The 24,454-nt window shown below is 70.4% G+C and carries 18 protein-coding genes; 8 read left to right on the forward strand and 10 right to left on the reverse strand.

What is annotated here, in order from left to right; genetic code table 11:
- Window positions 1–8: 8 nt before the first annotated feature.
- Entirely contained in the window at window positions 9–1,001 is a 993-nt protein-coding gene (locus tag ACFMQL_RS19420; RefSeq protein ID WP_364060182.1) for a stage II sporulation protein M, read from the forward strand.
- Window positions 1,002–1,133: 132 nt separating this feature from the next.
- On the opposite strand, the gene ACFMQL_RS19425 is transcribed toward ACFMQL_RS19420, so the two are convergent.
- The 5 genes from ACFMQL_RS19425 to ACFMQL_RS19445 are packed head-to-tail and all read right to left on the reverse strand — an operon-like array spanning window position 1,134 to window position 6,392.
- Window positions 1,134–2,507 (reverse strand): DUF58 domain-containing protein, encoded by a 1,374-nt coding sequence (locus ACFMQL_RS19425; protein WP_378786349.1) that lies wholly within the window; start codon window positions 2,505–2,507, stop codon window positions 1,134–1,136.
- A gap of 34 nt (window positions 2,508–2,541) precedes the next feature.
- On the reverse strand, window positions 2,542–3,522 hold the full coding sequence (locus tag ACFMQL_RS19430; RefSeq protein WP_364060187.1) for a MoxR family ATPase: 981 nt from the start codon (window positions 3,520–3,522) through the stop codon (window positions 2,542–2,544).
- Window positions 3,512–4,687: a DUF4350 domain-containing protein gene (locus tag ACFMQL_RS19435; RefSeq protein WP_378786351.1), complete on the reverse strand. Its 1,176-nt coding sequence runs from the start codon at window positions 4,685–4,687 to the stop codon at window positions 3,512–3,514. Before ACFMQL_RS19435 ends, ACFMQL_RS19430 begins: the two co-directional genes overlap by 11 nt.
- Complete coding sequence (locus ACFMQL_RS19440) at window positions 4,684–5,382, reverse strand: DUF4129 domain-containing protein (protein WP_364060193.1); 699 nt, start codon at window positions 5,380–5,382, stop codon at window positions 4,684–4,686. The genes ACFMQL_RS19435 and ACFMQL_RS19440 overlap by 4 nt, the downstream gene beginning before the upstream one ends.
- On the reverse strand, window positions 5,379–6,392 hold the full coding sequence (locus ACFMQL_RS19445; protein WP_378786353.1) for a glycerophosphoryl diester phosphodiesterase membrane domain-containing protein: 1,014 nt from the start codon (window positions 6,390–6,392) through the stop codon (window positions 5,379–5,381). The genes ACFMQL_RS19440 and ACFMQL_RS19445 overlap by 4 nt, the downstream gene beginning before the upstream one ends.
- Window positions 6,393–6,880: 488 nt before the next feature.
- Between ACFMQL_RS19445 and mtrA the strand changes: the two genes are divergently transcribed.
- The 6 genes from mtrA to ACFMQL_RS19475 all read left to right on the forward strand — a co-directional run bounded on the left by mtrA (window position 6,881) and on the right by ACFMQL_RS19475 (window position 14,492).
- Window positions 6,881–7,558 carry an MtrAB system response regulator MtrA gene (gene mtrA, locus ACFMQL_RS19450; RefSeq protein WP_090763607.1) on the forward strand — a complete coding sequence of 226 codons (678 nt, stop codon included), beginning with the start codon at window positions 6,881–6,883 and terminating at the stop codon, window positions 7,556–7,558.
- Window positions 7,559–7,576: 18 nt separating this feature from the next.
- On the forward strand, window positions 7,577–9,322 hold the full coding sequence (gene mtrB, locus ACFMQL_RS19455; RefSeq protein WP_378786356.1) for an MtrAB system histidine kinase MtrB: 1,746 nt from the start codon (window positions 7,577–7,579) through the stop codon (window positions 9,320–9,322).
- A 10-nt stretch (window positions 9,323–9,332) separates the two neighbouring features.
- Complete coding sequence (locus tag ACFMQL_RS19460; RefSeq protein WP_378786358.1) at window positions 9,333–11,048, forward strand: LpqB family beta-propeller domain-containing protein; 1,716 nt, start codon at window positions 9,333–9,335, stop codon at window positions 11,046–11,048.
- Between the two features lie 477 nt (window positions 11,049–11,525).
- Window positions 11,526–12,326 (forward strand): ComF family protein, encoded by an 801-nt coding sequence (locus tag ACFMQL_RS19465; protein WP_364060206.1) that lies wholly within the window; start codon window positions 11,526–11,528, stop codon window positions 12,324–12,326.
- Between the two features lie 626 nt (window positions 12,327–12,952).
- On the forward strand, window positions 12,953–13,621 hold the full coding sequence (gene hpf / locus ACFMQL_RS19470; RefSeq protein ID WP_364060209.1) for a ribosome hibernation-promoting factor, HPF/YfiA family: 669 nt from the start codon (window positions 12,953–12,955) through the stop codon (window positions 13,619–13,621).
- 172 nt (window positions 13,622–13,793) lie between these two features.
- On the forward strand, window positions 13,794–14,492 hold the full coding sequence (locus tag ACFMQL_RS19475; protein WP_364060212.1) for a response regulator transcription factor: 699 nt from the start codon (window positions 13,794–13,796) through the stop codon (window positions 14,490–14,492).
- A gap of 963 nt (window positions 14,493–15,455) precedes the next feature.
- Here ACFMQL_RS19475 and ACFMQL_RS19480 read toward each other — a convergent pair.
- Together ACFMQL_RS19480 and ACFMQL_RS19485 are read right to left on the reverse strand one after the other, a co-directional pair.
- Entirely contained in the window at window positions 15,456–16,655 is a 1,200-nt protein-coding gene (locus tag ACFMQL_RS19480; RefSeq protein ID WP_378786360.1) for a winged helix-turn-helix domain-containing protein, read from the reverse strand.
- Window positions 16,656–17,402: 747 nt separating this feature from the next.
- Complete coding sequence (locus ACFMQL_RS19485; RefSeq protein WP_364060218.1) at window positions 17,403–17,663, reverse strand: HGxxPAAW family protein; 261 nt, start codon at window positions 17,661–17,663, stop codon at window positions 17,403–17,405.
- 224 nt (window positions 17,664–17,887) lie between these two features.
- Here ACFMQL_RS19485 and secA point away from each other — a divergent pair, with 224 nt between their 5' ends.
- Complete coding sequence (gene secA, locus ACFMQL_RS19490; protein WP_378786362.1) at window positions 17,888–20,668, forward strand: preprotein translocase subunit SecA; 2,781 nt, start codon at window positions 17,888–17,890, stop codon at window positions 20,666–20,668.
- Between the two features lie 287 nt (window positions 20,669–20,955).
- On the opposite strand, the gene ACFMQL_RS19495 is transcribed toward secA, so the two are convergent.
- The 3 genes from ACFMQL_RS19495 to ACFMQL_RS19505 form a co-directional block, all read right to left on the reverse strand.
- Window positions 20,956–21,384: an Rv3235 family protein gene (locus ACFMQL_RS19495; RefSeq protein ID WP_378786364.1), complete on the reverse strand. Its 429-nt coding sequence runs from the start codon at window positions 21,382–21,384 to the stop codon at window positions 20,956–20,958.
- Window positions 21,385–21,575: 191 nt separating this feature from the next.
- A complete protein-coding gene (locus ACFMQL_RS19500) occupies window positions 21,576–22,811 on the reverse strand; it encodes a PTS transporter subunit EIIC (RefSeq protein WP_378790181.1) in 1,236 nt (411 codons plus the stop codon).
- Between the two features lie 300 nt (window positions 22,812–23,111).
- A complete protein-coding gene (locus ACFMQL_RS19505; RefSeq protein WP_364060228.1) occupies window positions 23,112–24,425 on the reverse strand; it encodes a PTS transporter subunit EIIC in 1,314 nt (437 codons plus the stop codon).
- Window positions 24,426–24,454 lie beyond the last annotated feature (29 nt).

Raw genomic sequence — 24,454 nt, forward strand, 5'->3', positions numbered from 1 at the left:
ATGGTCACGTGGACATCGATGCGTTCGTCACGGCACACCGCCCGGTCTGGGACCGGCTCGACCACCTGGTCAAGCACCGCTCCTCACTGACCGGCACCGAGATCGACGAGCTCGTCGAGCTCTACCAGCGGGTGTCCACGCATCTGTCCATCGTGCGCTCGTCGTCCACCGACGCGCTGCTGATCGGGCGGCTGTCGGCGCTGGTGGCGAGGGCCAGGTCCGCGGTGACCGGGGCCCACACGCCGGCCTGGCGCGAGCTGATCCGCTTCGTCACGGTCTCGTTCCCCGTCGTGGCCTATCGGGCGCGATGGTGGTGGCTGGCGAGCACGGCGGCGTTCCTGGTCGTCTCGTGGGTGATCGCCGCGTGGGTGGCGGCCAATCCCGACGTGCAGGCCACGATCGGCAGCCCCGACGAGATCGCCCGGCTCGTCAACGAGGACTTCGCCGACTACTACTCCGAGCACCCCGCCGCCTCCTTCGCGAGCCGGGTGTGGACCAACAACGCGTGGATCAGCGCCCAGATGATCATGTACGCGGTGGTGCTCGGCCTGCCCATCCCGTACGTGCTCTACCTCAACGCCGAGAACGTCGCCGTCTCCGCGGGCCTCATGGCCTCCCGCGACAAGCTCGACATCTTCTTCGGCCTGATCCTGCCGCACGGCCTGCTGGAGCTGACCGCGGTCTTCCTGGCCGCGGCCGTGGGCATGCGCCTCGGCTGGACGGTCATCGACCCGGGCCCGCGCCGCCGGCTCGACGCGCTGGCCGAGCAGGGCAGGGCCGTGATGAGCGTGGCGCTGGGGCTGGTCGTGGTGCTGTTCGTGTCGGGGCTGATCGAGGCGTTCGTGACGCCGTCGGGGCTGCCCACCTGGGCGCGGATCGGCATCGGGGCGCTGGCCGAGGTGGCGTTCCTCGCGTACGTGATCGGCTTCGGCCGCCGCGCCGAGCGGCTCGGCGAGTCCGGCGACATCGAGCGCGCCCCCGACGTCGCCCCGTCCGCATAGACCCCGTCCGCATAGACCCCGTCCGCATAGACCCCGTCCGCGCTTAGACGCCGGCCGCCTGATAGCCGCACGTCTGCGAGACGCACGCCTGAGAGACGCCCGCCTGAGGGACGCCCGTCTGAAGGAGCCTTCTCAGAGACGGCCGGCGGCCTTCAACGCCAGATACGCGTCCGCCAGCGCGGGCGCGATGTCGTCCGGCGGCGCGTCCACCACCTCGACGCCGTGCCTGCGCAGCCGGGCCGTGATGCGTCTGCGGCCGAGCCTGGCCTGTTCGGCGGCCGCCGCGTCATAGACCTCCTCGGCCGACTCCCGGCGCTCGGCCATGGCCGCCACGCTCGGGTCGGACACACCGGCGACCAGCACCAGGTGCCGGGAGGCGAGCTGCGGCAGCACCGGCATGAGCCCTTCGTCCATCGCCGCCGGGTTGAGGTCGGTCAGCAGCACGACCAGGCAGCGCCGCTTGGCGCGGGCGAGCACGGCGGCGACCATGCCCTGCGCGTCGGCCTCGACCAGCTCGGCCTCGATCGGCGCCATCGCGTTGACCAGCGACGGCAGCAGCTCGGTGCGGGACGCCCCGCTCACCCAGGCGCGTACGGCACGGTCGTAGGCCAGGAAGTCGACCCGGTCACCGGCCCTGGCGGCGAGCGCGGCGAGCAGCAGCGCGGCGTCCATCGACCAGTCGAGGCGCGGCCAGCCGGCCGCCGGTCGCACGTCGGGCCTGGCCGGCAGCCCGTCGCCGCTCGGCTGCTCCCCGGCCAGCGGTACGGGGGCGATACCCACCCGGCCCGCCGAGGTGCGGCCGGTGTCGAGCACGATCAGCACGCGGCGGTCGCGCTCGGGCCGCCAGGTGCGTACGACGACGTCGTGGCGGCGCGCGGTGGCCCGCCAGTCGATGGAGCGCACGTCGTCGCCCACGACGTATTCGCGCAGGGAGTCGAACTCGGTGCCCTGGCCGCGTACCAGGGCGGGGTGCCGGCCTTCCAGCTCGCGCAGCCGGGCCAGCCTGGACGGCAGGTGCTTGCGCGACAGGAACGGCGGCAGCACGCGCACGGTCCAGGGGGAGCTGTGGCCGCCCTGGCGGGCGGCCAGCCCCAGCGGCCCGACCGAGCGCACGGTCACCGCCACGGACGAGCGGTCGCCGCGCCTGGTGGGGGAGAGTGTGATCGTGACCTTGCGGCGCTCCCCGGCCTGCACGTCAAGGGGGACCGCCCTGGGAGCCGCGCCCGCCGACGGCGGCCAGGCGTCCCTGAGCACGCCGCGTACCCGGCGTCCGCCCGGGTTCTCCACCACCAGCTCCACGGTTCCCTGCTGGCCCAGCCGCAGCAGCGTGTCGCCGGAACGGTGGAAGCGCAGCGGGCGCACGGCCCCCGCGAACGTCAGGTCCACCACGATGCCGGCGGCCAGCAGCAGGCACACCCCGGCGAGCGCGGCCCCCGGCTGGGGCGCGAACAGCACCACCACGATGCCGATCGCCGCGAGCAGCCCGGCACGTCCGGTCAGCGCCATCGGCACCCCCGCCCTGCGAATGCGGTGCCCGCCATCAGCGCGGGACCGGGACGGAGGCGAGGATGCCGTCGAGCAGGCCGTCGGCGGTCGCGCCCTCAAGCTCCGCCTCGGGGCGCAGCTGCACGCGGTGGCGCAGCGCGGGCCTGGCCAGGGCCTTGACGTCGTCCGGCGTGACGTACGTGCGGCCCGACAGCCACGCCCACGCCCGCGAGGCCGCGAGCAGCGCCGTGGCACCGCGCGGGGAGACGCCGAGCTGCAGCGACGGGGAGTTCCGCGTCGCGCGGGCCACGTCCACGATGTAGCCGAGCACCTCGGGCGCCACGTGCACCGCGGCCACCGCCTCGCGCCCGGCCGCCAGGTCGGCGGCCGACGCGACGGCCTTGACCTGCGACAGGTCGCGCGGGTCGAAGCCGCGCGCGTGGCGTTCGAGCACCGCGATCTCCTGCTCGCGCGGCGGCAGCGGCACGGTCAGCTTCAGCAGGAACCGGTCGAGCTGGGCCTCAGGGAGCTGGTAGGTGCCCTCGTACTCGACGGGGTTCTGGGTCGCGCAGACCACGAACGGGTCGGGCAGCTCGCGCGCCGTGCCCTCCACGCTGACCTGCCGCTCCTCCATCGACTCCAGCAGCGCCGCCTGCGTCTTCGGCGGCGTGCGGTTGATCTCGTCGGCGAGCAGCAGGTTGGTGAAGACCGGGCCCTCGCGGAACTCGAACTCCGCGGTCTTGGTGTCGTAGACCAGCGAGCCGGTCACGTCGCCCGGCATCAGGTCGGGGGTGAACTGCACCCGCTTGAAGTCCAGCGCCAGCGCGGCGGCGAGCGTGCGGACCATCAGCGTCTTGGCCACGCCGGGCACGCCTTCGAGCAGGACGTGGCCCCGGCACAGCAGCGCGATGACCAGCCCCGTCACCACCGAGTCCTGGCCGACCACGGCCTTGGACACCTCGGCGCGCAGCGCGCTCAGCGCTTCCCTGGCCGCATCGGCCTGCTGCGGTGCGCGGTAAGTCTCGTCAAAGCTCACTGACGGTCCTTTCGATGGAGTCCAGATATCGGGCGAGCGCCACCAGCCCCGCGTCGTCCGGCGGGGGCGGGCCGTAGAGCGCGTCGCCGACCAGGTGGGGGTCCTCGCCCGTACGGGCCGCGAGCGCGGTCACCACCTCGTGCCGGGCCGCGCCCGTGCCGAGCCCCAGCCTGGGCGTGAGCCGGTCGATCGTAGCGGCGCGCAGCGCGTCGGCCGCGCGTTCCCGCGCGCGCCTGGCGCGGTAGAGCCGGCCCCGGCCCTCCACGGTCTCGGCGGCCCTGACCACGACCGGCAGCTTCTCCACGACCACCGGGCCCAGGCGGCGGCCCCGCCAGAACGCGGTGACGGCCACCGCGATGATCGCCATGTAGACGCCCCAGCGGATGCTGCCGGGCATCAGGTCGTACAGCGAGGCGCCGCTCTCGCCGGGCAGCCTCGCCGGAGGCGGCGTCTGCGGGCGTACGACCCAGATGACCGGCTTGCCGGTGCCGATGAGGTTGAGCGCCAGCGCCGCGTTGCCGTCCTCGGCCAGACGCTGGTTGGTCATGAACGAGCCGTCGCCGACGACCGTGATCGTGCCGCCGCCGTACTGGTAGCGCACCAGCGCGTACCCGCCCTCGACCGGGTAGCAGCCGGTCGAGCCCGCGGGGCCGCGCAGCCGCGCGCCGCCGAGATAGGCGCTGCCCGCCGCCGTGGCCGCCGGCAGGTCGCACTCGGGCTCGCGCGAGCGGGTGCGGGCCAGGCCGTCGGGCGCGGAGGTCACGCCGGGGGCGAGCGCGGGCAGGCCGGGCAGGTCGCCGACGAGCACCCGGTCGCCGGGGACCCTGGCCAGGCTGTAGTGGTCGAGGTAGGTGGTGTCGGTGATCAGCAGCAGCCGGTCGCCGCCCGCGCCCTTGGCGGCCGCCGCCTCGACGGAGTCGACCTTCTCGACGGTGACGCCCCGGCCGCGCAGCAGCTCGGCCAGCGCCTTGGAGCCGGCGAGCGAGGTGTCGTCGGGGTCGAGATGGCGGGCGGGTGCGGGGTCGCGGCCCAGCAGCACCGACAGCACGGCGGCCAGCACGATGGCGGCGCCCAGCAGCACGATCGTCCGGCTGGAGCGCCAGGCGGAGCGCACGGTGGGCGAGGTGGGAGTGGAGGCCGCCGGGGGGACGGTGGTGAGGCTCACGGGCCGCTCCCCGTGGCGGAGCCGGCGGTGGGGCCGGCGGCGGTGGCCTCCGCGCCGGTGGGCTTCGCGCCGGTGGGTTCCGCGGCCGTGGCCATGGGGGCGGGGCGGGCCTGGCGCAGGCGCTCGTCGAGGCTCGCCATCGCCGCGTACGCCTCCCTGGTGCCCGCCACCCCGCCATAGGTCACGTCGTCGAACGAGCGGGCCGCCGCCGCGAGTTCCCCGGCGAAGGCGGGCAGCGCCTGGGCCGCTTCGGCGGCGAGCTCGTCGGCCGTGCGTCCGGGCATGCCGACGACCAGCGCGCGCTCCTCCAGGTCGCGGGCGATGGCGCGCAGGCGTTCCTGCAGCGCCTCCGTCCAGCGCTCCTGGGCGGCGAACTCTTCCGCGGCCTGGCGGTGCTGGGCCGCCGTCATGGCCTGCTCGCCGAACAGCCCGGCCGACGGGGCCGCGTCGCGGCGGGACGCCTTGCTCAGCCGCCAGCCGATGAGCGCGATGAAGCCCAGGATGATCGCCGTGATGATCACGGCCGCGATGACCCCGCCCGCCGTGCCGCCGCCGATGACGCCGTCGACGAGGTCGCCGATGAACTGGAGGATGTACCGGCGGATGCGGTCGAGCAGCGGCTCCTTCTCGTAGTCGGGGCGCAGGAGCTCTTCCGCGGCCCTGCGGGCGGCCTCCTCCCGGTCGATCGGGCTCACGACCGCGCGGAGTTGTCCGAGTGCCACAGCTCGTCGGCGGAGGCGTGCACCCAGCCCTGGCGCTGCTGCTCGATGGCCGCCGTCTGCAGGACGAGGTCGAACGCCTCGCTGCGCATGCGACGGTCGGCGTACAGCAGGCCGGCCATGCCCGCCTCGAACGGATAGACCACCATCAGGCCGACCGTCGAGCCGACGGCCAGCAGGACGGCGGTCACCACGGTCGTCGCCGCCGAGCCCGCACCGAACGTGCCGAGGGCGGTGCCGACAACCGTGAACGGAAAGGTCAGGACGCTTCCGACGAACTGCACCAGCAGCATGGTGAGCAGCAGGATGCCGAACATCCGCCAGAAGTCGCCGGTGACGAGCCGCCACGAGCGGCGCATGGCGGCGATGGGGCCAAGGCCCTCCAGCACGACGGCGGGGGATGCGAGGGCGAAGCGGGTTCTGAAGAACAGGTAGTAGCCGATGTAGAAGAGCAGGAACAGCAGCGTCGCTCCGAGCATCCCGCCGCCGCTCGCCCCGGAGACGCTGAGCCCGATGACGAGCACGGCGAACACCACCACCGGTATGATCATGATGAGGGTCATCAGCCCCACCACGCCGAACAGCGCAGGAACGCGCGACTTGGACAGCTGCCACGCCTCGCCCGCGGTGATGTTGCCGCCGAAGACGGCCCGGCCGAGAATGCGGGTCAGCACACCGGTCAGCAGCGTGACGGCGATGAACTGCACGGCGTACGAGACCAGCGTGGCGCCGAACGTGCCGACCATGGCCTCGAACTCGGCGTTGGAGGCGCGTACCGGATCCTCGATCGCGGCACGGCTGGAGTCCATGATGAGCGCCTGCCCCACGCCCAGCGGGACGGAGGTGAGCAGCGCGGCGACGGCCGACAGGCCGAGCACGGCCTTGGGGTTGGACCTGATGAGCTTGATCGTGCCGTCGAGGATGTCGCCGAGACCGAGCGGCCGGAGCGGGATGATGCCGGGCCTGAGCGCCGGCGGATGGAGCATGCTCTGGTACGGCCGCTGCGGGGGATGGGGCGGTTGATGCCCGTCATGGGGTGCCTGCGGCCCGGTGGGCGCCTGCTGATAAGGGGGGCCGCCGTAGGGCACCTGCTGCTGAGAGCCAGGCGCGGTCCAAGGGGAGGCCGGCGGGGCGCTGTAGGGCGGGGGCTGTTCGGCCGACCAGCCTGATGGCGTCTCGGGCGTGGGACCGTGACCGTCTGACATATCCCAATCCTGGCATGCTGGGCCGGACGATGGTGTCACGGAGAGGATTCACCGGTGCATCTTGCCCCCATAGGTTGATGATTCGGGGCAAGGTTCGCGTCCAGGGATGGCCGAAAGTCACCTTGTTCCCGCAGACTGAGATAGCGGTCGCGGGGGCGGACCTAAAATTCGCCTTTTGTAGGGCTCAGGTCACACTCATGGGCCGACCAAGGGTAACCTTCAGCGATCGTGCGGGTATGTCCCACAATGCGTAGAACGAATGAGGGGCCATGAAAGGTCGCGTGCTGGTCGTTGACGACGACGCCGCTCTCGCCGAGATGCTGGGGATCGTGCTGCGAGGGGAAGGCTTCGAGCCGTCTTTTGTCTCCGATGGCGACAAGGCCCTCGACGCGTTCCGGGATACACGCCCGGACCTGGTCCTGCTCGACCTGATGCTGCCGGGAGCCGACGGCATCGATGTCGCGCGCAGGATCAGGGCTGAGTCGGGGGTCCCGATCGTCATGCTCACGGCGAAGAGCGACACGATCGACGTCGTGCTCGGCCTCGAGTCGGGTGCCGACGACTACATCGTCAAGCCGTTCAAGCCGAAGGAACTGGTCGCCAGGGTGCGGGCGCGGCTGCGCCGTACGGACGAGCCCACCCCCGAGATCCTGCAGATCGGCGACATCACCATCGACGTCGCCGGCCACTCGGTCAAGCGAGGCGACGAGACCATCAACCTCACGCCGCTGGAGTTCGACCTGCTGGTGGCCCTGGCCCGCAAGCCGCGCCAGGTCTTCACCCGTGAGGTGCTGCTCGAGCAGGTGTGGGGCTACCGCCACGCCGCCGACACGCGGCTGGTGAACGTCCACGTGCAGCGGCTCAGGGCCAAGATCGAAAAGGACCCCGAGCACCCCGAGATCGTCGTGACGGTACGCGGCGTCGGCTACAAGGCCGGCCCGGCCTGATCCTCGTTCCACCCCGCCATGCCCCCGACGACGAGACGTAAGACCCGCCGACGGACGCTCCGCCAGATTCTTGGCGGCGTCCGCCGGAGGGTCCGTCGTGCGGCGGGCAGGACGCGGAGCATCTGGCGGCGCTCGCTCCAGCTCCAGGTGGTCACCAGCACGCTGGTGATCTCGATGATCGTCGTGGTGGTGCTCGGCACCTTCCTGTACGGCCAGATCTACCAGTCGGTCATCAACAGCAGCACCCAGTCGGCCACCAACGAGGCGTTCACCGACCGCCTGCAGATCGCCGACGCGCTGGCCCCGGAGACCGACGACGAGACGCAGACCGCCGACTCCGGCAAACAGGGCGTGGTCAACCGGCTCGACGAGGTCATGAACACCGTCGCAGGCACCGGCGAAGACGGCTCGGGCAAGCGCTACGACGTGCTGATACTCAACCTGACGACCCCCGGCGAGTCGCGGGCGTCCGGCAACGTCGTGCCCGCGAACGTGCCCGAGCAGCTCAAGCAGAGCCTGCGGCGCAACATCAAGAACGGCCGCTTCGACAAGACCGTCGCGTCGATCCAGACGATCAAGTTCTCCGGCGAGAGCCAGCCGCGGCTCACGTTCGTCGTGGTCGGCGCCGTGCACCAGCCCGACGGGCGCAACTACGAGGTCTATCACTTCTTCCCGATGACCGAGGAAGAAGAGATGCTCTCCAACGTCCGGCTGGCCATCGTCGTGGTGGGGCTCGGGCTGGTGCTGCTGCTCGCCGCCATCGCGTACCTGGTGGCCAGGCAGGTCGTCACCCCCGTACGGCTGGCCCGCCAGGCCGCCGAGCGCCTCGCCGCGGGCAAGCTGGACGAGCGGCTCAAGGTGCGCGGCGAGGACGACCTCGCCCGGCTCGCGAACTCGTTCAACGAGATGGCCGCCAACCTCGCGCTCAAGATCCACCAGCTCGAAGAGCTGTCCCAGGTGCAGCGGCAGTTCGTCTCCGACGTCTCCCACGAGCTGCGCACCCCGCTCACCACCGTCCGCATGGCGGCCGACCTGCTCTACGACGCCCGCGAGGACTTCGACCCCATGGTCGCGCGCTCGGCCGAGCTGATGCAGGCCCAGCTCGAACGCTTCGAGTCGATGCTGGCCGACCTGCTGGAGATCAGCCGCTACGACGCCGGCGCCGCCACACTCGACCTCGACTCCGTCGACATCCGCGACGTCGTGCTGCGCGCCATCGGCGACTCCGAGGCGCTGGCCGAGCGCCACTCCACCCGCTTCGAGCTGCGGCTGCCCAACGAACCCTGCATGGCCGAGATCGACAACCGACGGGTCGAGCGCATCCTGCGCAACCTGCTGTTCAACGCCATCGAGCACGGCGAGGGCCGCGACATCGTGGTCACCGTCGGCGCCGACCGCGACGCCGTCGCCGTCGCCGTACGCGACCACGGCATCGGACTCAAGCCAGGCGAGGAGACGCTGGTGTTCGACCGGTTCTGGCGGGCCGACCCCTCGCGGGCGCGCACCATCGGCGGCACCGGGCTCGGCCTGGCCATCTCCCGCGAGGACGCCACCCTGCACGGCGGCTGGCTCCAGGCGTGGGGCCAGCCCGGCGAGGGCTCGCAGTTCCGGCTCACGCTGCCGCGCGTCGCGGGCGCCGACCTCAAGGGCTCGCCGCTGTCGCTGGTGCCGCCCGAGATCGAGATGCGGCGCACGTGGCGCACCTCCATGACGCCCGTCCTCCTCCCCGCCACGGCAGACGGGGGCGCCCATGAGGAGGACTAGCCGGCTCGTCGTGACGGCCCTGATCGCGATCCTCGCGATGCTCGCGGGCTCCGGGTGCACGGTCATCCCGCCGAGCGCGCCGTACACGGTGAACGACGAAGGCGCGGGCGACCCGCTGACCAAGCCGTTCCAGCGCATGATCGCCATCGGGCCGCAGCGGTCCTGGGGGCCCATCGAGACGTTCAGGGGGCTGCAGGCCGCCATGGCGGCCTACCCCGAGGACCCGGCCGTGCTCCAGCAGTACCTGACGCCCCAGGCGCGGCAGAAGTGGAGCGCGTCCGGGCCGGTGACCGTGATCGAGGACCTGTACGAGGTCATACCGCCCGCATCCATGGACGGCACCGAGCCCTCCATGAAGATCACGGTCAAGGGCCGGTGGGTCGCGCAGATCAGCGAGGACGACTCGTACAAGCCGACCGCCGGGCCGTGGTCGCAGGACTTCGAGCTGGTCAGAGAGCCGGGCGGCGGCTACCGCGTCAACAGCCTGCCGCAGGGGCTGCTGCTGACCGCCGCCGACGTGGCCCGCTCGTACCGGCCGACCAACCTCTACTACCTGGCACTCGACGGCCAGTCGCGGCTCGTCGTCGACCGAGTGCGGCTGCGGCTCAAGACCACCGAGACGTACGCCGAGACCGTGCTCAAGCGCCTGCTCGAGCCGCCGACGGAGGCGCTGCGCGGCGCCGTCACCACGGGCTTCCCGGCCGGCAGCGCCATCGAGTCCATCCGCTCCGGCGAGGAACGCGTCGTCATCAACCTCCGGGGCGACTTCGACGTGCTCGACCTCAGCGCCGAGGACGCCCTGCGCGCCCAGATCCGCCACAGCCTCAACAACAACGAGATCGCCAAGGGCCGCATCATCGAGGTCCAGGTGGACGGCGAGCCGTACATCACCGACCGGCCGGGCACCGAGGACAGCTGGCTCGGCGACGGCGGCGAACGCGCCTACTACGTGGACAACGGCGCCCTGCACTACCTCGGCCAGGACGGCGCGGCCGGCGCCGTCGCCGGCGCGGCGGGCGAGCAGCGCGACGGCTACGACCACTTCGCCGTCTCCAAGGACAACGGCAACGGCATCTACGTCGCCGCCCGCACCTCCACCGGCGTCTCCATCGCCAAGATCGGCCAGGACGGGGGCTGGCAGGAGGTCATCCAGGGCAAGCACCTCACCCCGCCGACCTGGCGGCGCGACGGCACGCTATGGACGTACGACCGCGACAACCAGGCCCTGCTGCGCTACGACCCCAACGGCAGCGGCGGCCCCCAGCGCGTCGCCACGCCCAAGCAGTTCGTCGGCCTGAACATCACCGGCCTGCGCATCGCCAGGGACGGCGTGCGCGTCGTCGTCACCATCGACAACGAGACCGTGCAGATCGGGGCGCTGATCGGCGAGGGCCGCGGCGTCCGGCTCGGCAACCTGCAGTCGCTGACCACCACGGAGGGCAGCGACGAGATCATCGACGTGGCCTGGGCAGATGACCTGCGGCTGCTCGTGCTCGTGAAGAGCAAGGCCGGGCAGATACTGAACGAGATCAACGTGGGGGACGGGCAGACCAGCGGCGTGCCCTTGAAGGACCGCGTGTCCTCGCTTGCCGCCCTGAACGACCGCATCCTGGCCGGGGTGGGGAGCGGCGGCGACGGCAAGATCCTGGAGCTCAACCAGGACCGCCAGACCTGGACCGCCAAACTGGAGTCGGCCGCCGGCGATCCCCTCTTCCCCCTGGGCTGAGCGATCCGCCGGCGCCCGGCCCGGCCGCGGCCCAAGGCAAGGACCACGACCGCCACCGCCCAAGCCTCGGCCCGGCACCATGCGAGAGCACGAAGGGCCGAGCCCGTCGCTGTCCAGGTCACTGGGGAGCAAGTTCGGCACCGCTGAGGACGTTGAGAGCCGAGCCTGTCACCGCTGTGGGCGTTGAGGACCATGCCCGTCACGGCCGAGGAGGTTGAGGACCACGCCTGGCACCGCTGAGGAGGTTGAGGACCACGCCTGGCACCGCTGAGGAGGCTGAGGGCCGAGTCGGCACCGCTGAGGGGTTGAGGACCATGCCCGCCATCGCCTGGGGACGGTGAGGGCCATGCCCGTCACCGCCGAAGACGTGAAGGACCGAGCCCGGCACCGCGGGCAGGTAGAGGACACAAAGGGCATTTGCCCGGGGCCCTCGGCCGTGGGGCGGAATTGTCGGTGGCGGGCGGCATGCTGGGGCGCGTGCTGACCGCCGTACTCGATCTGGTGTTGCCCGCCGCCTGTGTGGGGTGCGGGGCGAAGGGGGCGTCGTGTTGCGCCGGCTGCCACGCAGCGCTCACCGCCGCGCCTGCGCGGCGCATGCCCGACCCGGCCCCGCCCGGCCTGCCCGACTGCTGGTCGGCGGCGCCGTACACCGGCTCGGTGCGCCGCCTCATCCTGGCCTACAAGGAGCGGGGCGCGGTGGCGGTGGCCGGGGCGCTGACGGAGGCGGTCACGCTGGCGGCGTTGACGGCGTTCGGGTGGTGGCCGCCTCCGGAGAGGCACGCGGCGGCGTTCGGGCGGTGGTCTCCGGAGAGGCGCGCGGCGGCCTTCGGGTGGCCTCTGCCGGAGAGGCGTGCAGCGGCGGCGGCGTTCGGGCGGTGGCGGCCGCCGGAGAGGTTCGCGGTGGTGCCCGTGCCCAGCTCACGCAGGATGCGCAGGGGGAGGGGGCACGACCCCGTGGGGCGGCTGGCGGCGCTGGTCGCGGACCGGCTGCGGGGGCTCGGGCTGGGCGCGGAGCTGTGGCTGGGGCTCGAGCAGGCACGCATGGTGACCGACCAGGCGGGCCTGAGCGGCACTGAGAGAGCCGAAAATCTCGCAGGCTCACTCCAGGTGCCCCAAGCCGTGAAAACGCCTCCAGGGCCCTGTGCGCTGCTCGTGGACGACATCGTCACGACCGGCGCGACGCTCGCGGAGGCCGCGAGGGCGCTGCGGGCGGCCGGCGTGAGGGCGCCACTCGCGGTGACCGTGGCCGCGACACGCCTGACTTACCGAAGATCTTGACCTTTATTACGGTCACCGTCCGTTAGAAAGATCATTTTCATCAATATGCCCAGGAGGCCACATGTCTCTGTCCTGTCACCACTGTGCCCCGGGTCGGGCGTACGGGAGTCACGTCCCCATAAGGGTTGCGGACCGGTTGAAGCGGACATCGGCGAGCGCTTACCCACCCAGGGGAAATCACGGAAAGTGATCCTTCGGCCAACCCTCCGGCTGACATTCGTGCTGGATGCGGATAGCGTTCTGACATGGCACCCGTTCGGGTCCGTGGTTGCGCAGGGTCGGGGTCCCCGGCTCTGCTAGCCGATGCCAGCCGCAGGCAAAACGGTCCACGTAAGGCGACTCTTTGTCGACCGATCACGGTGCGGCTTAGGGGTAAGTCCTGCCTTCCCGGGGGTCCAGATGTCCCCCGTCAGAAGAGAAGGGCAGTAGTGGCGACAGCGCTGCGAGACCCTCAGCAGGCGGATGTGGGGTCGAAGACCAGGTCGGCCGGGCGGGTGCCCTCCGAGATCCCGGTGACGCTCCGTCGGAAGAGGGGAACGGTGAGAGAAAGGCAGACAGTGCACCCGGTCCGGCGCACCTGTCGTCGGGCGCTCTTGCTCAGTCGTTAGACGAAGGGGGGCTGTTGCATGGACATCATCGTCAAGGGCCGGCACACAGGAGTGAGTGATCGGTTCCGCGACCACGTGACGACCAAGCTGGCCAGGATCGAACGTCTGGACAACAAACTCATCCGGGTCGATGTGGAGGTGTCGAAGGAACGCAACCCGCGTCTCGCCGGCCAGCGAGAGCGCGTCGAGCTCACCATCCACTCGCGAGGACCCACAATCCGTGCAGAAGCCTCGGCCGACGACCGGTTCGCCGCCCTCGACCTCGCCCTCGACAAGCTGGAAGGCCGCCTGAGGAGGCTCGCCGACCGGCGCAAGGTCCATCACGGCAACCACTGCCCGCCCTCCGTGGCGGAGATCACCAGAACGCTGCCCGGCGCCCTTGAGCCGGAGCCGAGCACCCAGACCGCCGTCCCCCGGCAGGCCGAAGCCGCAGAGGACGAGCGGCGGCAGGAGAACGACCAGCAGTACGACGACATCGTCCCGATCGAGATGGACGGCGAGGGGCCGCTCATCGTCCGGGAGAAGTTCCACAAAGCCGAACCCATGACCATCGACCAGGCCCTACTCGAAATGGAGCTGGTCGGCCACGACTTCTACCTGTTCCGTGACAAGGAGAGCGGGCTGCCGTCGGTCGTCTACAACAGACGTGGGTACAACTACGGCGTGCTGCGGCTCGTAGAGCCCTGATCACACGCTAAAAGATCTTCTCGACCACCCGAGAACCGCGGGTTACGTGCCATCATGGCGGTTCAACGGCTCTGGCCCCCCGACGAGGAGGAGACGTGAGCGAGCTCAGTCAGGCGCAGGTGAGCGAGCGAAACGAGGGAAAGTCAGGCACGAGGCGGATCAGGGAGGCCTCGTGACCGAGTCTGGCGAGACCCGCACACAGTCGAGCGAACCCATCCGCGTGCTGATCGTGGACGACCACGAGCTGATCAGGCGGAGCCTGGCACTGGCGTTGGCCGCGGAGCCCGACATCGAGGTGGTCGGCGAGGCGAGCGACGGGCAGGAGGCGGTCGAACTGGCCGATCGCCTCATGCCCGACGTCGCGCTCATGGACGTGCGCATGCCCAAGCAGGACGGGATCGAGGCGACGAAAGGCATCAAGGCCTCCGTCCCGAGCACCCGCATCATCATGCTGACGGTGAGCGACGAGGAAGAGGATCTCTTCGAGGCCATCAAGGCGGGAGCCACCGGTTACCTGCTCAAAGACGTGCAGATCAACGACGTCCCCGCCGCGGTGCGGGGCGTGCACGAAGGCCAGTCGTTAATCAACCCGGCGATGGCGGCCAAGCTGATCAGCGAGTTCGCCAACATGAGCCGCAAGGAGGCAGAACGTCCGCCCCAGCTGCCCGTCCCCCGCCTGACCGACCGGGAGATGGAGGTGCTGCGGCTCGTCGCCAAAGGCATGAACAACCGGGAGATCGCCAAGCAACTGTTCATCTCCGAGAACACGGTGAAGAACCACGTCCGCAACATCCTCGACAAGCTGCAGCTGCACTCGCGGATGGAGGCCGTGGTCTACGCGGTACGGGAGCGCATGCTCGAAATCACCTGACCCCCGAACAGCGTCACGGATGGTCGCGCGCGCCGCCGATCCCGGGATCCCCCAGCCAACACCCCCACCCCGCCCAGCCAACACCCCCACCCCCCACCCGGGCCGACACCCCCCGCCCCGCCCGGGCCGACACTCCCGCCCCGCCTGGCGCAGCAGGTCGGTGATCCCAGCGGCTCGCAGGTGCTGCCCGTGCTCGGCCGGCATCCCCCGCCTTGCCTGGGGTTGTAGGTCGGTGATTCCAGTGGCTCGCGGGTGCTGCCCGTGCTGGGCCGGCATCGCCCGCCTTGTCTGGGGTTGTAGGTCGGTGATTTCGGTGGTTCGCGGGTGTTGCTCGTGCTGGGCCGGCATCGCCCGCCTTGTCTGGGGTTGTAGGTCGGTGATTTCGGTGGTTCGCGGGTGTTGCTCGTGCTGGGCCGGCACTCCCGCCCCGCCCCGGCTCACCCTGCTGCCCGCCCTGTCAGTCGCCAGTCGTGTGGGCTGGCCCGCTTGGTGCGGACTATGGTCTTGCTGCGCGCTGTGGCGCTGTGAGGTTCGGCGAACCGGTCTGCCTGCGTGATGGACCCGCAGGTATTCGCCCTTCGCGTTGGACTGGTCTCCTGATGCCTGGGCTTGGTGAGTGGGCAGGTCTTGCGACGGCACCGTCCTGCGCGACGGGCAGCCCCGCCCCGGCGAACCGGTGGGCGGCCGTGGGCAGTGGTGTTGGCTCCAGCGGTTCTCGGGTCTTGCGGTCGGGTGTGATGCGTGGTGTGTGGTGTGGTTTTCGCGGTCAGTCTGTGGTGCGCGGCCGGTCTCGTGAGCCGTCGGTCTTGTGAGCTGGCGGGTGCGTGAGCTCCCTGCGCGCGGCGGTTCGTACTGCCGGCCCACGGCCCCGCTCACATGCTGGGCGGGGCCATGGGGCTCAAGCGCGTTCGTCCCCAGCGCGCGTGCTGAGGACGAACCCAGGGGAGCCGAGTTCGCTGCGGGTTACGCCCCGTCGGGCCGTGTGTTGAGGATGGGCAGGAGCTCCGGAGGGTTGGCGCGTTCGACGCGTACGTTGTCGCAGCCGACCCACGAGGCCGCGGACCACAGGGCCTCGCGCATGGCGTCGGCCCACTTGGCGGCCGAGAGGCCGGGCTCCAGGCTGAGCTGCCGGGCCACCAGGGTCGAGCCCTCGCGGGCCGGGTCGACCCGCCCGATCAGGCGGCCGCCCGCCAGCACGGGCATCGTGAAGTAGCCGTGGACGCGCTTGTGCTTGGGGACGTACAGCTCGAGCGTGTACGTGAAGCCGAACACCCGCTCGGTGCGCCCCCGATGCCAGATGAGGGAGTCGAACGGCGACACCAGCGTGGTGCGGTGGCGCCCGCGCGGCTCGGCGGCCAGGGCGGCCGGGTCGGCCCAGGCGTTGGGGCGTCCACGCTTGCCCGGCCAGCCGGTGACCGTCACCGGCACCAGGCCGGCCGCGCCGCTGAGCAGGGCCTCGTCGAGGATTTCGGCGTAGCGGCCCTTGAGGCGCAGGAAGTCGGTGAGGTCGGTACGGTTGGCCACGCCGAGACTGCGACCGGCGATGCCGGCCAGGCGGGTGATGCACTCCTCGTCGGTCGGCTCCTCGGCCAGCAGCTCCGGCGGAACAGCGCGCTCGGCCAGGTCGTAGACGCGGCGCCAGCCGACGCGGCGGGTGCAGACCAGCTCGCCGATGTCGAGCAGCCACTCCAGGCCGATCTTGGAGTCGGACCAGTCCCACCAGGGGCCGCCGTTCTTGGCGCCGCCCACGTCGGACGTGGTCAGCGGGCCGGACTCGCGGGCCTGGTCGAGCAGCTTCTCGACGCCGTCGGGGACCTCGTGCCAGCGATAACGTCGCTCGCGGAAGGCCCGGCGCCGGAACGAGTAGAGCGGCCAGTGCTCGATGGGCAGCAGGCAGGCGGCGTGGCACCAGTATTCGAAGCTGAGCGCCGGGTCGTGCCAGTAGGCGCGCTCGACCGCGGCCCTGCCGATCGCGCCGAGCCGGGCGTAGGCGACCAGCTCGTGGGAGCGGGCGAGGACCGAGATGGTGTCGAGCTGCACGGCGCCGAGCCTGCGGAGCATGGCGTGCACCCCGCCTTTGCGGGCATCGGCGCCGATGAGGCCCTGCGCGCGGAGGATGATGCGGCGGGCCTCGTCGGGGGTGAGGTCGGTGACGTCGCTCATATCTGCGAGTCCGTACGGCGATGCATGCGAGCAATCTAGCGACGTCCACCGACAAAACCGCCGGCCGAGCAAACCGGCCAGACGAACCGAATGAAGGACATCGACGGTGATCACGTGATGGCCGGTCGTCGGCGTCGGGCGGTTTGGTGTGGCGAGGTGCTCGTCGGGCGGTTCGGTGTGGCGGAGTGGCCGTCGGTGCGGCTGGGTTCGCCTTACCGGGCAGTGTCCGGGTGAGGGTGGGTGGTTTCGGGTTGCTGGGCAGTGTCCGGGTGAGGGTGGGTGGTATCGGCTTGCCGGGCAACGTCCGCGTCGGGGCGGGCCGGGTGACGATCGGACTCGTCCGACGCGCGGCATGTGTGCCCGGCTCAAGGGCGCAGGTGCCGCCCTGTCCTGTGCAGCCGGTGGTTCCGAGCACGAAGGCTGCGCGTGCTCATTTGGTGAGCGTTTTCGTGGGTCGCCTGGCCGGTGTGGCCGGTTCGCTCACAAGGCGTGCCGTCCCCATCGACGGCCTGGTGCGGGTCCGTTGAGTGCTGCCGGCGTGTGATCCGGCGACGGATTTCATGCCTGGCCCGCGGAGCGCGTCGAAGATCTTCTGATGGACGTTCGGTGAGCGCTACAAGACGGGGCGGAATGTGGGTGTTCGAGGGGGAATGTGGGGGTGGGACACGCCCGGGCGTAGTCGCAAAGATCTGGATATGAAACGGCGGGCGGCCCGGTGTTCGGGCGCCCGCCGTGCGAAGCCTGGGGTCAGCGATGATCCTCGGCGCGCATCCCCACCCGGGGCGCGTCGATCACGACGTCGGTGAAGATGTCGAAGACGAGGGCGAGGATTCCGCCGACGACGAACACACCGGCGCCGATCCACACGATCGTCCAGTTCGAGGCCGTGAGTCCGAAGCCGGCCACGACCGTTCCCACCAGCATCACGACCACCGCGAGCCACGAAGACGCGCGCCCGGCGTGGCTGCCGAGATGCTCGGTTTGCTCCGACTTCTTCCCCTCAACCATGACTAATCCTTCCTTTGCCGGAAATCCCGCAATTGGTGCGAGCCGGCTCTCCACCGGCATACCCTCTGCCTTCCCTTCATTCTCCCAGACCGGTTCGGTGCCCTCGTCGGCACGGTGGCTGTGTCTGGTTGCGAGACCGCCTACGATGGCAGGCGGGGAAGTTTGTCTCGGCCTCTCCTCCTGGCGGCGCCGCCGGGGTAGACCTGCGAGGAGCTTTACATAAAGTGGCAGCCATTCTCGACAAGATCCTACGTGCCGGCGAAGGCAAGATCCTGCGCAAGCTCAAGCGGATCGCAGACCAGGTCAACTCCATCGAGGACGACTTCACGAGCCTGTCCGACGCGGAGTTGCGTGCGCTGACGGACGAGTTCCGCCAGCGTCACGCTGACGGCGAAAGCCTCGATGACCTCCTGCCTGAGGCTTTCGCTACCGTGCGCGAGGCGGCTCGCCGCGTGCTCGGGCAGCGGCCCTATGACGTTCAGATCATGGGCGGCGCCAACCTTCACATGGGCAACATCTCCGAGATGAAGACCGGTGAGGGCAAGACGCTGACCTGTACGCTGCCGTCTTACCTCAATGCGATCGCAGGCAAGGGCGTCCACGTCGTCACCGTCAACGACTATCTGGCCAAGCGCGACGCCGAGACGATGGGCCGTGTCCACCGCTTCCTCGGCCTCGAGGTGGGCTGCATCGTCGCGGGCCAGCAGCCCGATGAGCGGCGCAAGCAGTACCAGGCCGACATCACGTACGGCACCAACAACGAGTTCGGCTTCGACTACCTGCGCGACAACATGGCCTGGTCGCTGGACGAGTGCGTGCAGCGCGGCCACTTCTTCGCCATCGTCGACGAGGTCGACTCGATCCTCATCGACGAGGCCCGCACCCCGCTGATCATCTCGGGTCCGGGCGAGCAGTCGGGCAAGTGGTACCAGGAGTTCGCCAAGATCGTGCCCCGCCTGCGCAGGGGCGTCGAGGCGAAGAACCCCGGCGAGGAGAGCACCGGCGACTACATCGTCGACGAGAAGAAGCGCACGGTCGGCATCCTGGAGTCGGGCGTCGCGAAGGTCGAGGACTGGCTCGGCATCGACAACCTCTACAAGCCGGAGCACACCCACCTGGTCGGCTTCCTGAACAACGCGCTCAAGGCGAAAGAGCTGTTCAAGAAGGACAAGGACTACATCGTCGCCGACGGCGAGGTGCTGATCGTCGACGAGTTCACCGGCCGCATCCTGCACGGCCGCCGCTACAACGAGGGCATGCACCAGGCCATCGAGGCCAAAGAGGGCGTGAAGATCAAGGACGAGAACCAGACTCTCGCCACGGTCACCCTCCAGAACTACTTCCGCCTCTACGAGAAGCTGGCCGGCATGACCGGTACGGCGACCACCGAGGCCAACGAGTTCCACCAGACGTACAAGCTGGGCGTCGTCCCGATCCCGACCAACCGGCCGATGATCCGCAAGGACCAGCCGGACGTCGTCTACAAGACCGAGGACGCCAAGTTCGCCGCGGTGGTCGAGGACATCGCCGAGCGCCACAAGAAGGGCCAGCCGGTGCTGGTCGGCACCACCTCGGTCGAGAAGTCCGAGCGGCTGTCGCGGGCGCTCAAGCGGCGCGGCGTGCCGCACGAGGTGCTCAACGCGAAGAACCACGCGCGTGAGGCCGCGATCATCGCCGAGGCGGGCCGCAAGGGCGCCGTGACCGTCGCCACCAACATGGCCGGTCGAGGCACCGACATCATGCTCGGCGGCAACTCCGAGTTCCGCGCCGACCAGGAGCTGCGCCAGCGCGGGCTCGACCCGGTCGAGACGCCGGAGGAGTACGAGAAGGCCTACCCCGAGGCGCTGGAGAAGGCGCGTGCGGCGGTCAAGGCCGAGCACGACGAGGTGGTCGCGCTCGGCGGCCTCTACGTCCTCGGCACCGAGCGCCACGAGTCGCGCCGCATCGACAACCAGCTGCGCGGTCGGTCCGGCCGTCAGGGCGACCCGGGCGAGTCGCGCTTCTACCTGTCGCTGGGCGACGACCTCATGCGTCTGTTCAACTCGGCCAGGGTCGAGATGATCATGACGCGGCTCAATATCCCCGACGACCAGCCGATCGAGTCCGGCATCGTCTCCAAGGCCATCGCCTCCGCTCAGCACCAGGTCGAGCAGCAGAACTTCGAGATCCGCAAGGACGTTCTCAAGTACGACGAGGTCATGGACCGCCAGCGCAAGGTGATCTACGCCGAGCGCCGTCGCGTGCTTGAGGGCGCCGACCTGCAGCAGCAGGTGCGGGGCTTCATCGAAGAGGTCATCGACGGCTACGTCCAGGGCGCCACCTCCGAGGGCTTCGCCGAGGAGTGGGACCTCGACAAGCTGTGGAAGGCGTTCGGCGAGCTCTACCCGATCACGGTCCGCATCGAGGACCTCGTCGAGGAGGCCGGCGGCCGCGAGGAGCTGACCCCCGAGCTGATCAGCGAGCGGGTCAAGGCCGACGCGCTGGCCGCCTACGACCGGCGTGAGCAGGAGTTCGGCGCCGAGACCATGCGCGACCTCGAGCGCCGGGTCATCCTGTCCGTCCTCGACCGCAAGTGGCGCGAGCACCTCTACGAGATGGACTACCTGCGCGAGGGCATCGGCATGCGGGCCTACGCGCAGAAGGACCCGAAGATCGAGTACGCCCGCGAGGGCTACGAGATGTTCACCGCGATGCTCGAGGGCATCAAGGAGGACTCTGTCGGCTTCCTGTTCAACCTCGAGGTCGAGGTGCAGGAAAACCCGATCGTCGAGGAAGAGGACGCCGCCATCGCGGAGACCCGCTCGATCATCGCGCGCGGGCCGCAGCGTCCGGCGGAGCTCGAATACACCGCGCCCGGCGAGCAGGGCGACGTGGAGCACGTCAAGGTGCGCACCACTGCGGCCGAGCGCGCGGCGTACGGCAACGTCGAGCGCAACGCGCCCTGCCCCTGCGGCTCGGGCAAGAAGTACAAGCGCTGCCACGGCGACCCGAAGAACGCCGCCTGAGGCAGGCAGAGACTGCGGTCCCGGCCGTGGCGGTCTTCTGGTCGCCACGGCCGTAGCCGCATCGTTCTCGCTGGGCCCCCGCTCTCGTGTGAGGGCGGGGGTTCGTGCTGTTCCCACCGGTGTTCGTGGTGGTCTCACCGGTGTTCGTGGTGGTCTCACCGGAGTTCGTCTTGTCCTTGCCGGTGTTCGTGGTGTCTCACCGGAGTTCGTCCTGTCCTTGCTGGCGTTCGTGGCGGTCTCGCTGTGGTTCGTGCTGTTCTCGCCGGAGTTCGTCCTGTCGTGCCGGTTCAGGCGGTTTCGACGGCGGTGCAGAGCCAGTGGGCGCCGCGTCGTTCCAGGCGCAGGGCGAGGACGTGGTCGCGGTCGCAGCAGTGGATGAGCGTGCACATCTCGATGGCGCCGTCGCACGGCTCGGTCAGGTGGACGCGGCCCGCGAACGGCGGGCGGTTGCCGTGGTACATGCGGCCCATGCGCACCAGGTCGCGGTAGGCGCGGGCGATGAGCCGGTCGGCCACGGTCGTGGCCGGGCGGCGGCCGGCCAGCACCTCGGCCAGGGCCTGGGCGAGGTGGCGCAGCCTGCGTTCGTCGGGCGGAGCTCCGGCGGGGCCCCACACCATCGGAGGGCGGTCGAGCGCCAGGGATCCGTGGGTGCGGTGGCCCTCGTCGTACGAGGCTGCGGCGGTGGAGTCGAGGGCCATGGCGAACCTCCGTTTCATGGGGGAGAGAAGGAAACGCTTCTAGGAGTTTTCGGTCCGGCCGAGCAATACAACCGCCACCAACTTCGGCGGGTGGGGTGGCGGTATGTCCGCTGATGCGGCGGAAGTCGGTCCCGAGTTGGAGTGGTCCCGGGGTCGTCATGAGCGGTTTTGGGCAGGGCGAAGCGGTGATTTCGGGTGTCTTGAATTGATTAGGAGGGGGCTTTCGTGTCCTTCTGTGAGTCAGTGTCTGGTTCTCGGCCCGGGGTCGGCAGGTTGAGGCGGCGGATCAGGACGGTGAAGACGACGTAGTAGAGCACGAAGTACGCGGCCCCGAACGCCAGGATCAGCGGCAGGCCGTGGGTGTTGGACTTGGTGGCGTTCAGCGCCATGTCGATGGCACCGCCCGAGAACGTGAAGCCGAGCCGCGCGCCCAGCTCGGCCATCAGCGCCATCGACAGGCCCGTGAGCAGCGCGTGCAGGACGAACAGCACGGGCGCGACGAAGATGAAGGCGAACTCCAGCGGCTCGGTGATGCCGGTGACGAACGCCGTCAGCCCGGCCGAGAGCATGATGCCGCCGACCGCCTTGCGCCGGGGCGGCGGTGCGGCCCGCCACATCGCGATGGCCGCGCCCAGCAGGCCGAACATCATGACGGGGAAGAAGCCCGTCATGAAGATCCCGGCGCCCTGCTCACCGGCGAAGTAGCAGTTGAGATCGCCGGAGGCGTCCCTGGTGGCGCCGTTCACGCCCGCCCGGCACTCGGGGAGGGTGAACCAGACGATGGTGTTGAGGAAGTGGTGCAGGCCGACGGGGATGAGCAGGCGGTTCGCGACGCCGTAGATGCCGGTGCCGGCCGTTCCGTGGGCCGACAGCCAGTCGCCGACGTTCGAAAGCCAGTCGCCGATCGGCCGCCACAGCAGGCCGAACGCGACGCCGATGAGCAGCGCGGCGACGGCGGTGATGATCGGAACGGCCCGCCGCCCGCCGAAGAAGGCCAGCCAGGGCGGCGGCTTGACGCGGTAGAAGCGCTGCCAGAGCAGCGCGGCCGTGATGCCGATGACGATGCCGCCCAGCACGCCGGTCGGGTTCTGGGCGCCCAGGTCGAGCGTGGGGGAGCCGTCGCGCAGGGTCACGGCGACCTTGGTGTAGACGGCGCCGTGCCCGGCCTCGAAGAACAGGGTCTTGGTCACCCGGTCGAACACCAGGTAGCCGACCAGCGCCGCCAGCGCGGTGGAGCCGTCGGACTTGCGGGCGAACCCGATGGCCACGCCGACGGCGAACAGCAGCGGCAGGTTCTCGAACAGTGCGCCTCCGGCCGCCGCGAGCACCCCGGCCACCGGCAGGAGCCAGGGGAGCGTGCCGCCGAGCCCGTCCACGCCGAGCAGGTCGTCCTGGCCGAAGCGGAACAGCAGCCCCGCGGCCGGCAGGACCGCGATGGGCATCATGAGCGAGCGGCCGATGCGCTGCAGCACGGCGAACGCCGCGGACGACCAGGCGGGCGGCACGGCCGTCGATCACCCCTCTTCCCGAGCCGGCCGCCGCGCGCCCGGCTCGTGTCACGGGGGATCGCCGATTTCCTGCCCTGGTGGCGGGTGCGGGAAACCGTCCCCAGGCACGGGTGACGGTGATGGGTGCGGGAAACCGTCCCCAAGGCGTGGGTGGCGGCGATGGGCGTGGGAGACGGTGTCAGGCGACGGTGACCGTGTCAGGCGCGGGTGACCGTGTCAGGTGTGAGGGAGCGCCGGTCAGCTTTCGCCCGCGTCCACGTCGGGCTCGGGCTCACGGCCCGGCGTCTGGATGTTCAGCCGGCGGATGAGGAACGTGAACACGACGTAGTACAGCACGCCGTAGACCGCACCGATCGCCAGGATGCCCGGTAAGTTCTCGGTGTTCGACTTGCTGGCGTTCAGCAGCAGATCGAGCAGCCCGGCGGAGAAGCCGAAGCCGAGCTGCCCGCCGATCAGCGTGGTCACCGCCATCGCCACGCCGGTGAGCACCGCGTGCACGACCAGCAGCAGCGGCGCGACGAAGATGAACGCGAACTCGATCGGCTCGGTGATGCCGGTCACGAACGAGGCGAGCGCCGCCGTCAGCATGATGCCGCCCACGCGGGCGCGCCGGTGCTCGGGCGCGGCCCGCCACATGGCGAGCGCGGCGGCCGGCAGGGCGAACATCATGATGGGGAAGAAACCGGCCATGAACTCGCCGGAGTGCGGGTCGCCGCCGAAGTAGCAGTTCCAGTCGCCGCCGAGCACGCGGCCGTTCACCTCGCACTGCGGCACGACGTACCAGACGACGGAGTTGGCGAAGTGGTGCAGGCCGAGGGGGATGAGCAGGCGGTTGATCAGGCCGTAGAAGCCGGTGCCAAGAGGGCCGACGGAGGCCAGCGCCTCGCCGGCGTGCCGGATCCACTCGCCGATGACCGGCCACAGCCAGCCGAAGAGCACGCCGATGAGCAGCGCCGCGATGGAGGTGATGATCGGTACGAAGCGCCGCCCGCCGAAGAACGCGAGCCACGCGGGCAGCTTGACGCGGTGGAAGCGCTGCCACAGCAGGGCCGCGAGCAGGCCGATGACGATGCCGCCGAGCACCCTGGTGGGGTTCTGCAGCCCGTAGTTGATCATCTCTTTGATGCCGTCGGGCTGGACCTCGCGGATGAGCACGGTCTCCCTGATGTCCGAGCCGGCGAACATCACCTTCGTCACCCGGTCGAAGACGAGGTAGCCGACGACGGCGGCGAGCGCGGTGGAGCCGTCGGACTTGCGGGCGAACCCGATGGCGACGCCCACGGCGAACAGCAGCGGCAGGTTCTCGAACAGCGCGGCGCCCGCGGCCTCCAGCACCTCGGCCACCCGGCTCACCCAGGCCAGCCCCGCCACGTCGGCCAGGCCGCCGGGCGCGGGGCCGTTGGAGCCGAGCATGTCGGGCTGGCCGAAGCGCTGCAGCAGAGCGGAGGCGGGCAGGGCGGCGATGGGCAGCATCAGCGAGCGGCCCAGGCGCTGGAGCACGCTCATCGTGCGGGCGAACGGCGAGGGCCGGGCGGCGGTGGTCTCGTTCACCGGTCGTTCCTCCGGAGGCGTCTCTGCCG

It is taken from the genome of Nonomuraea fastidiosa (assembly GCF_042751225.1).
In the GTDB taxonomy this organism is placed as follows: Bacteria; Actinomycetota; Actinomycetes; order Streptosporangiales; family Streptosporangiaceae; genus Nonomuraea; species Nonomuraea fastidiosa.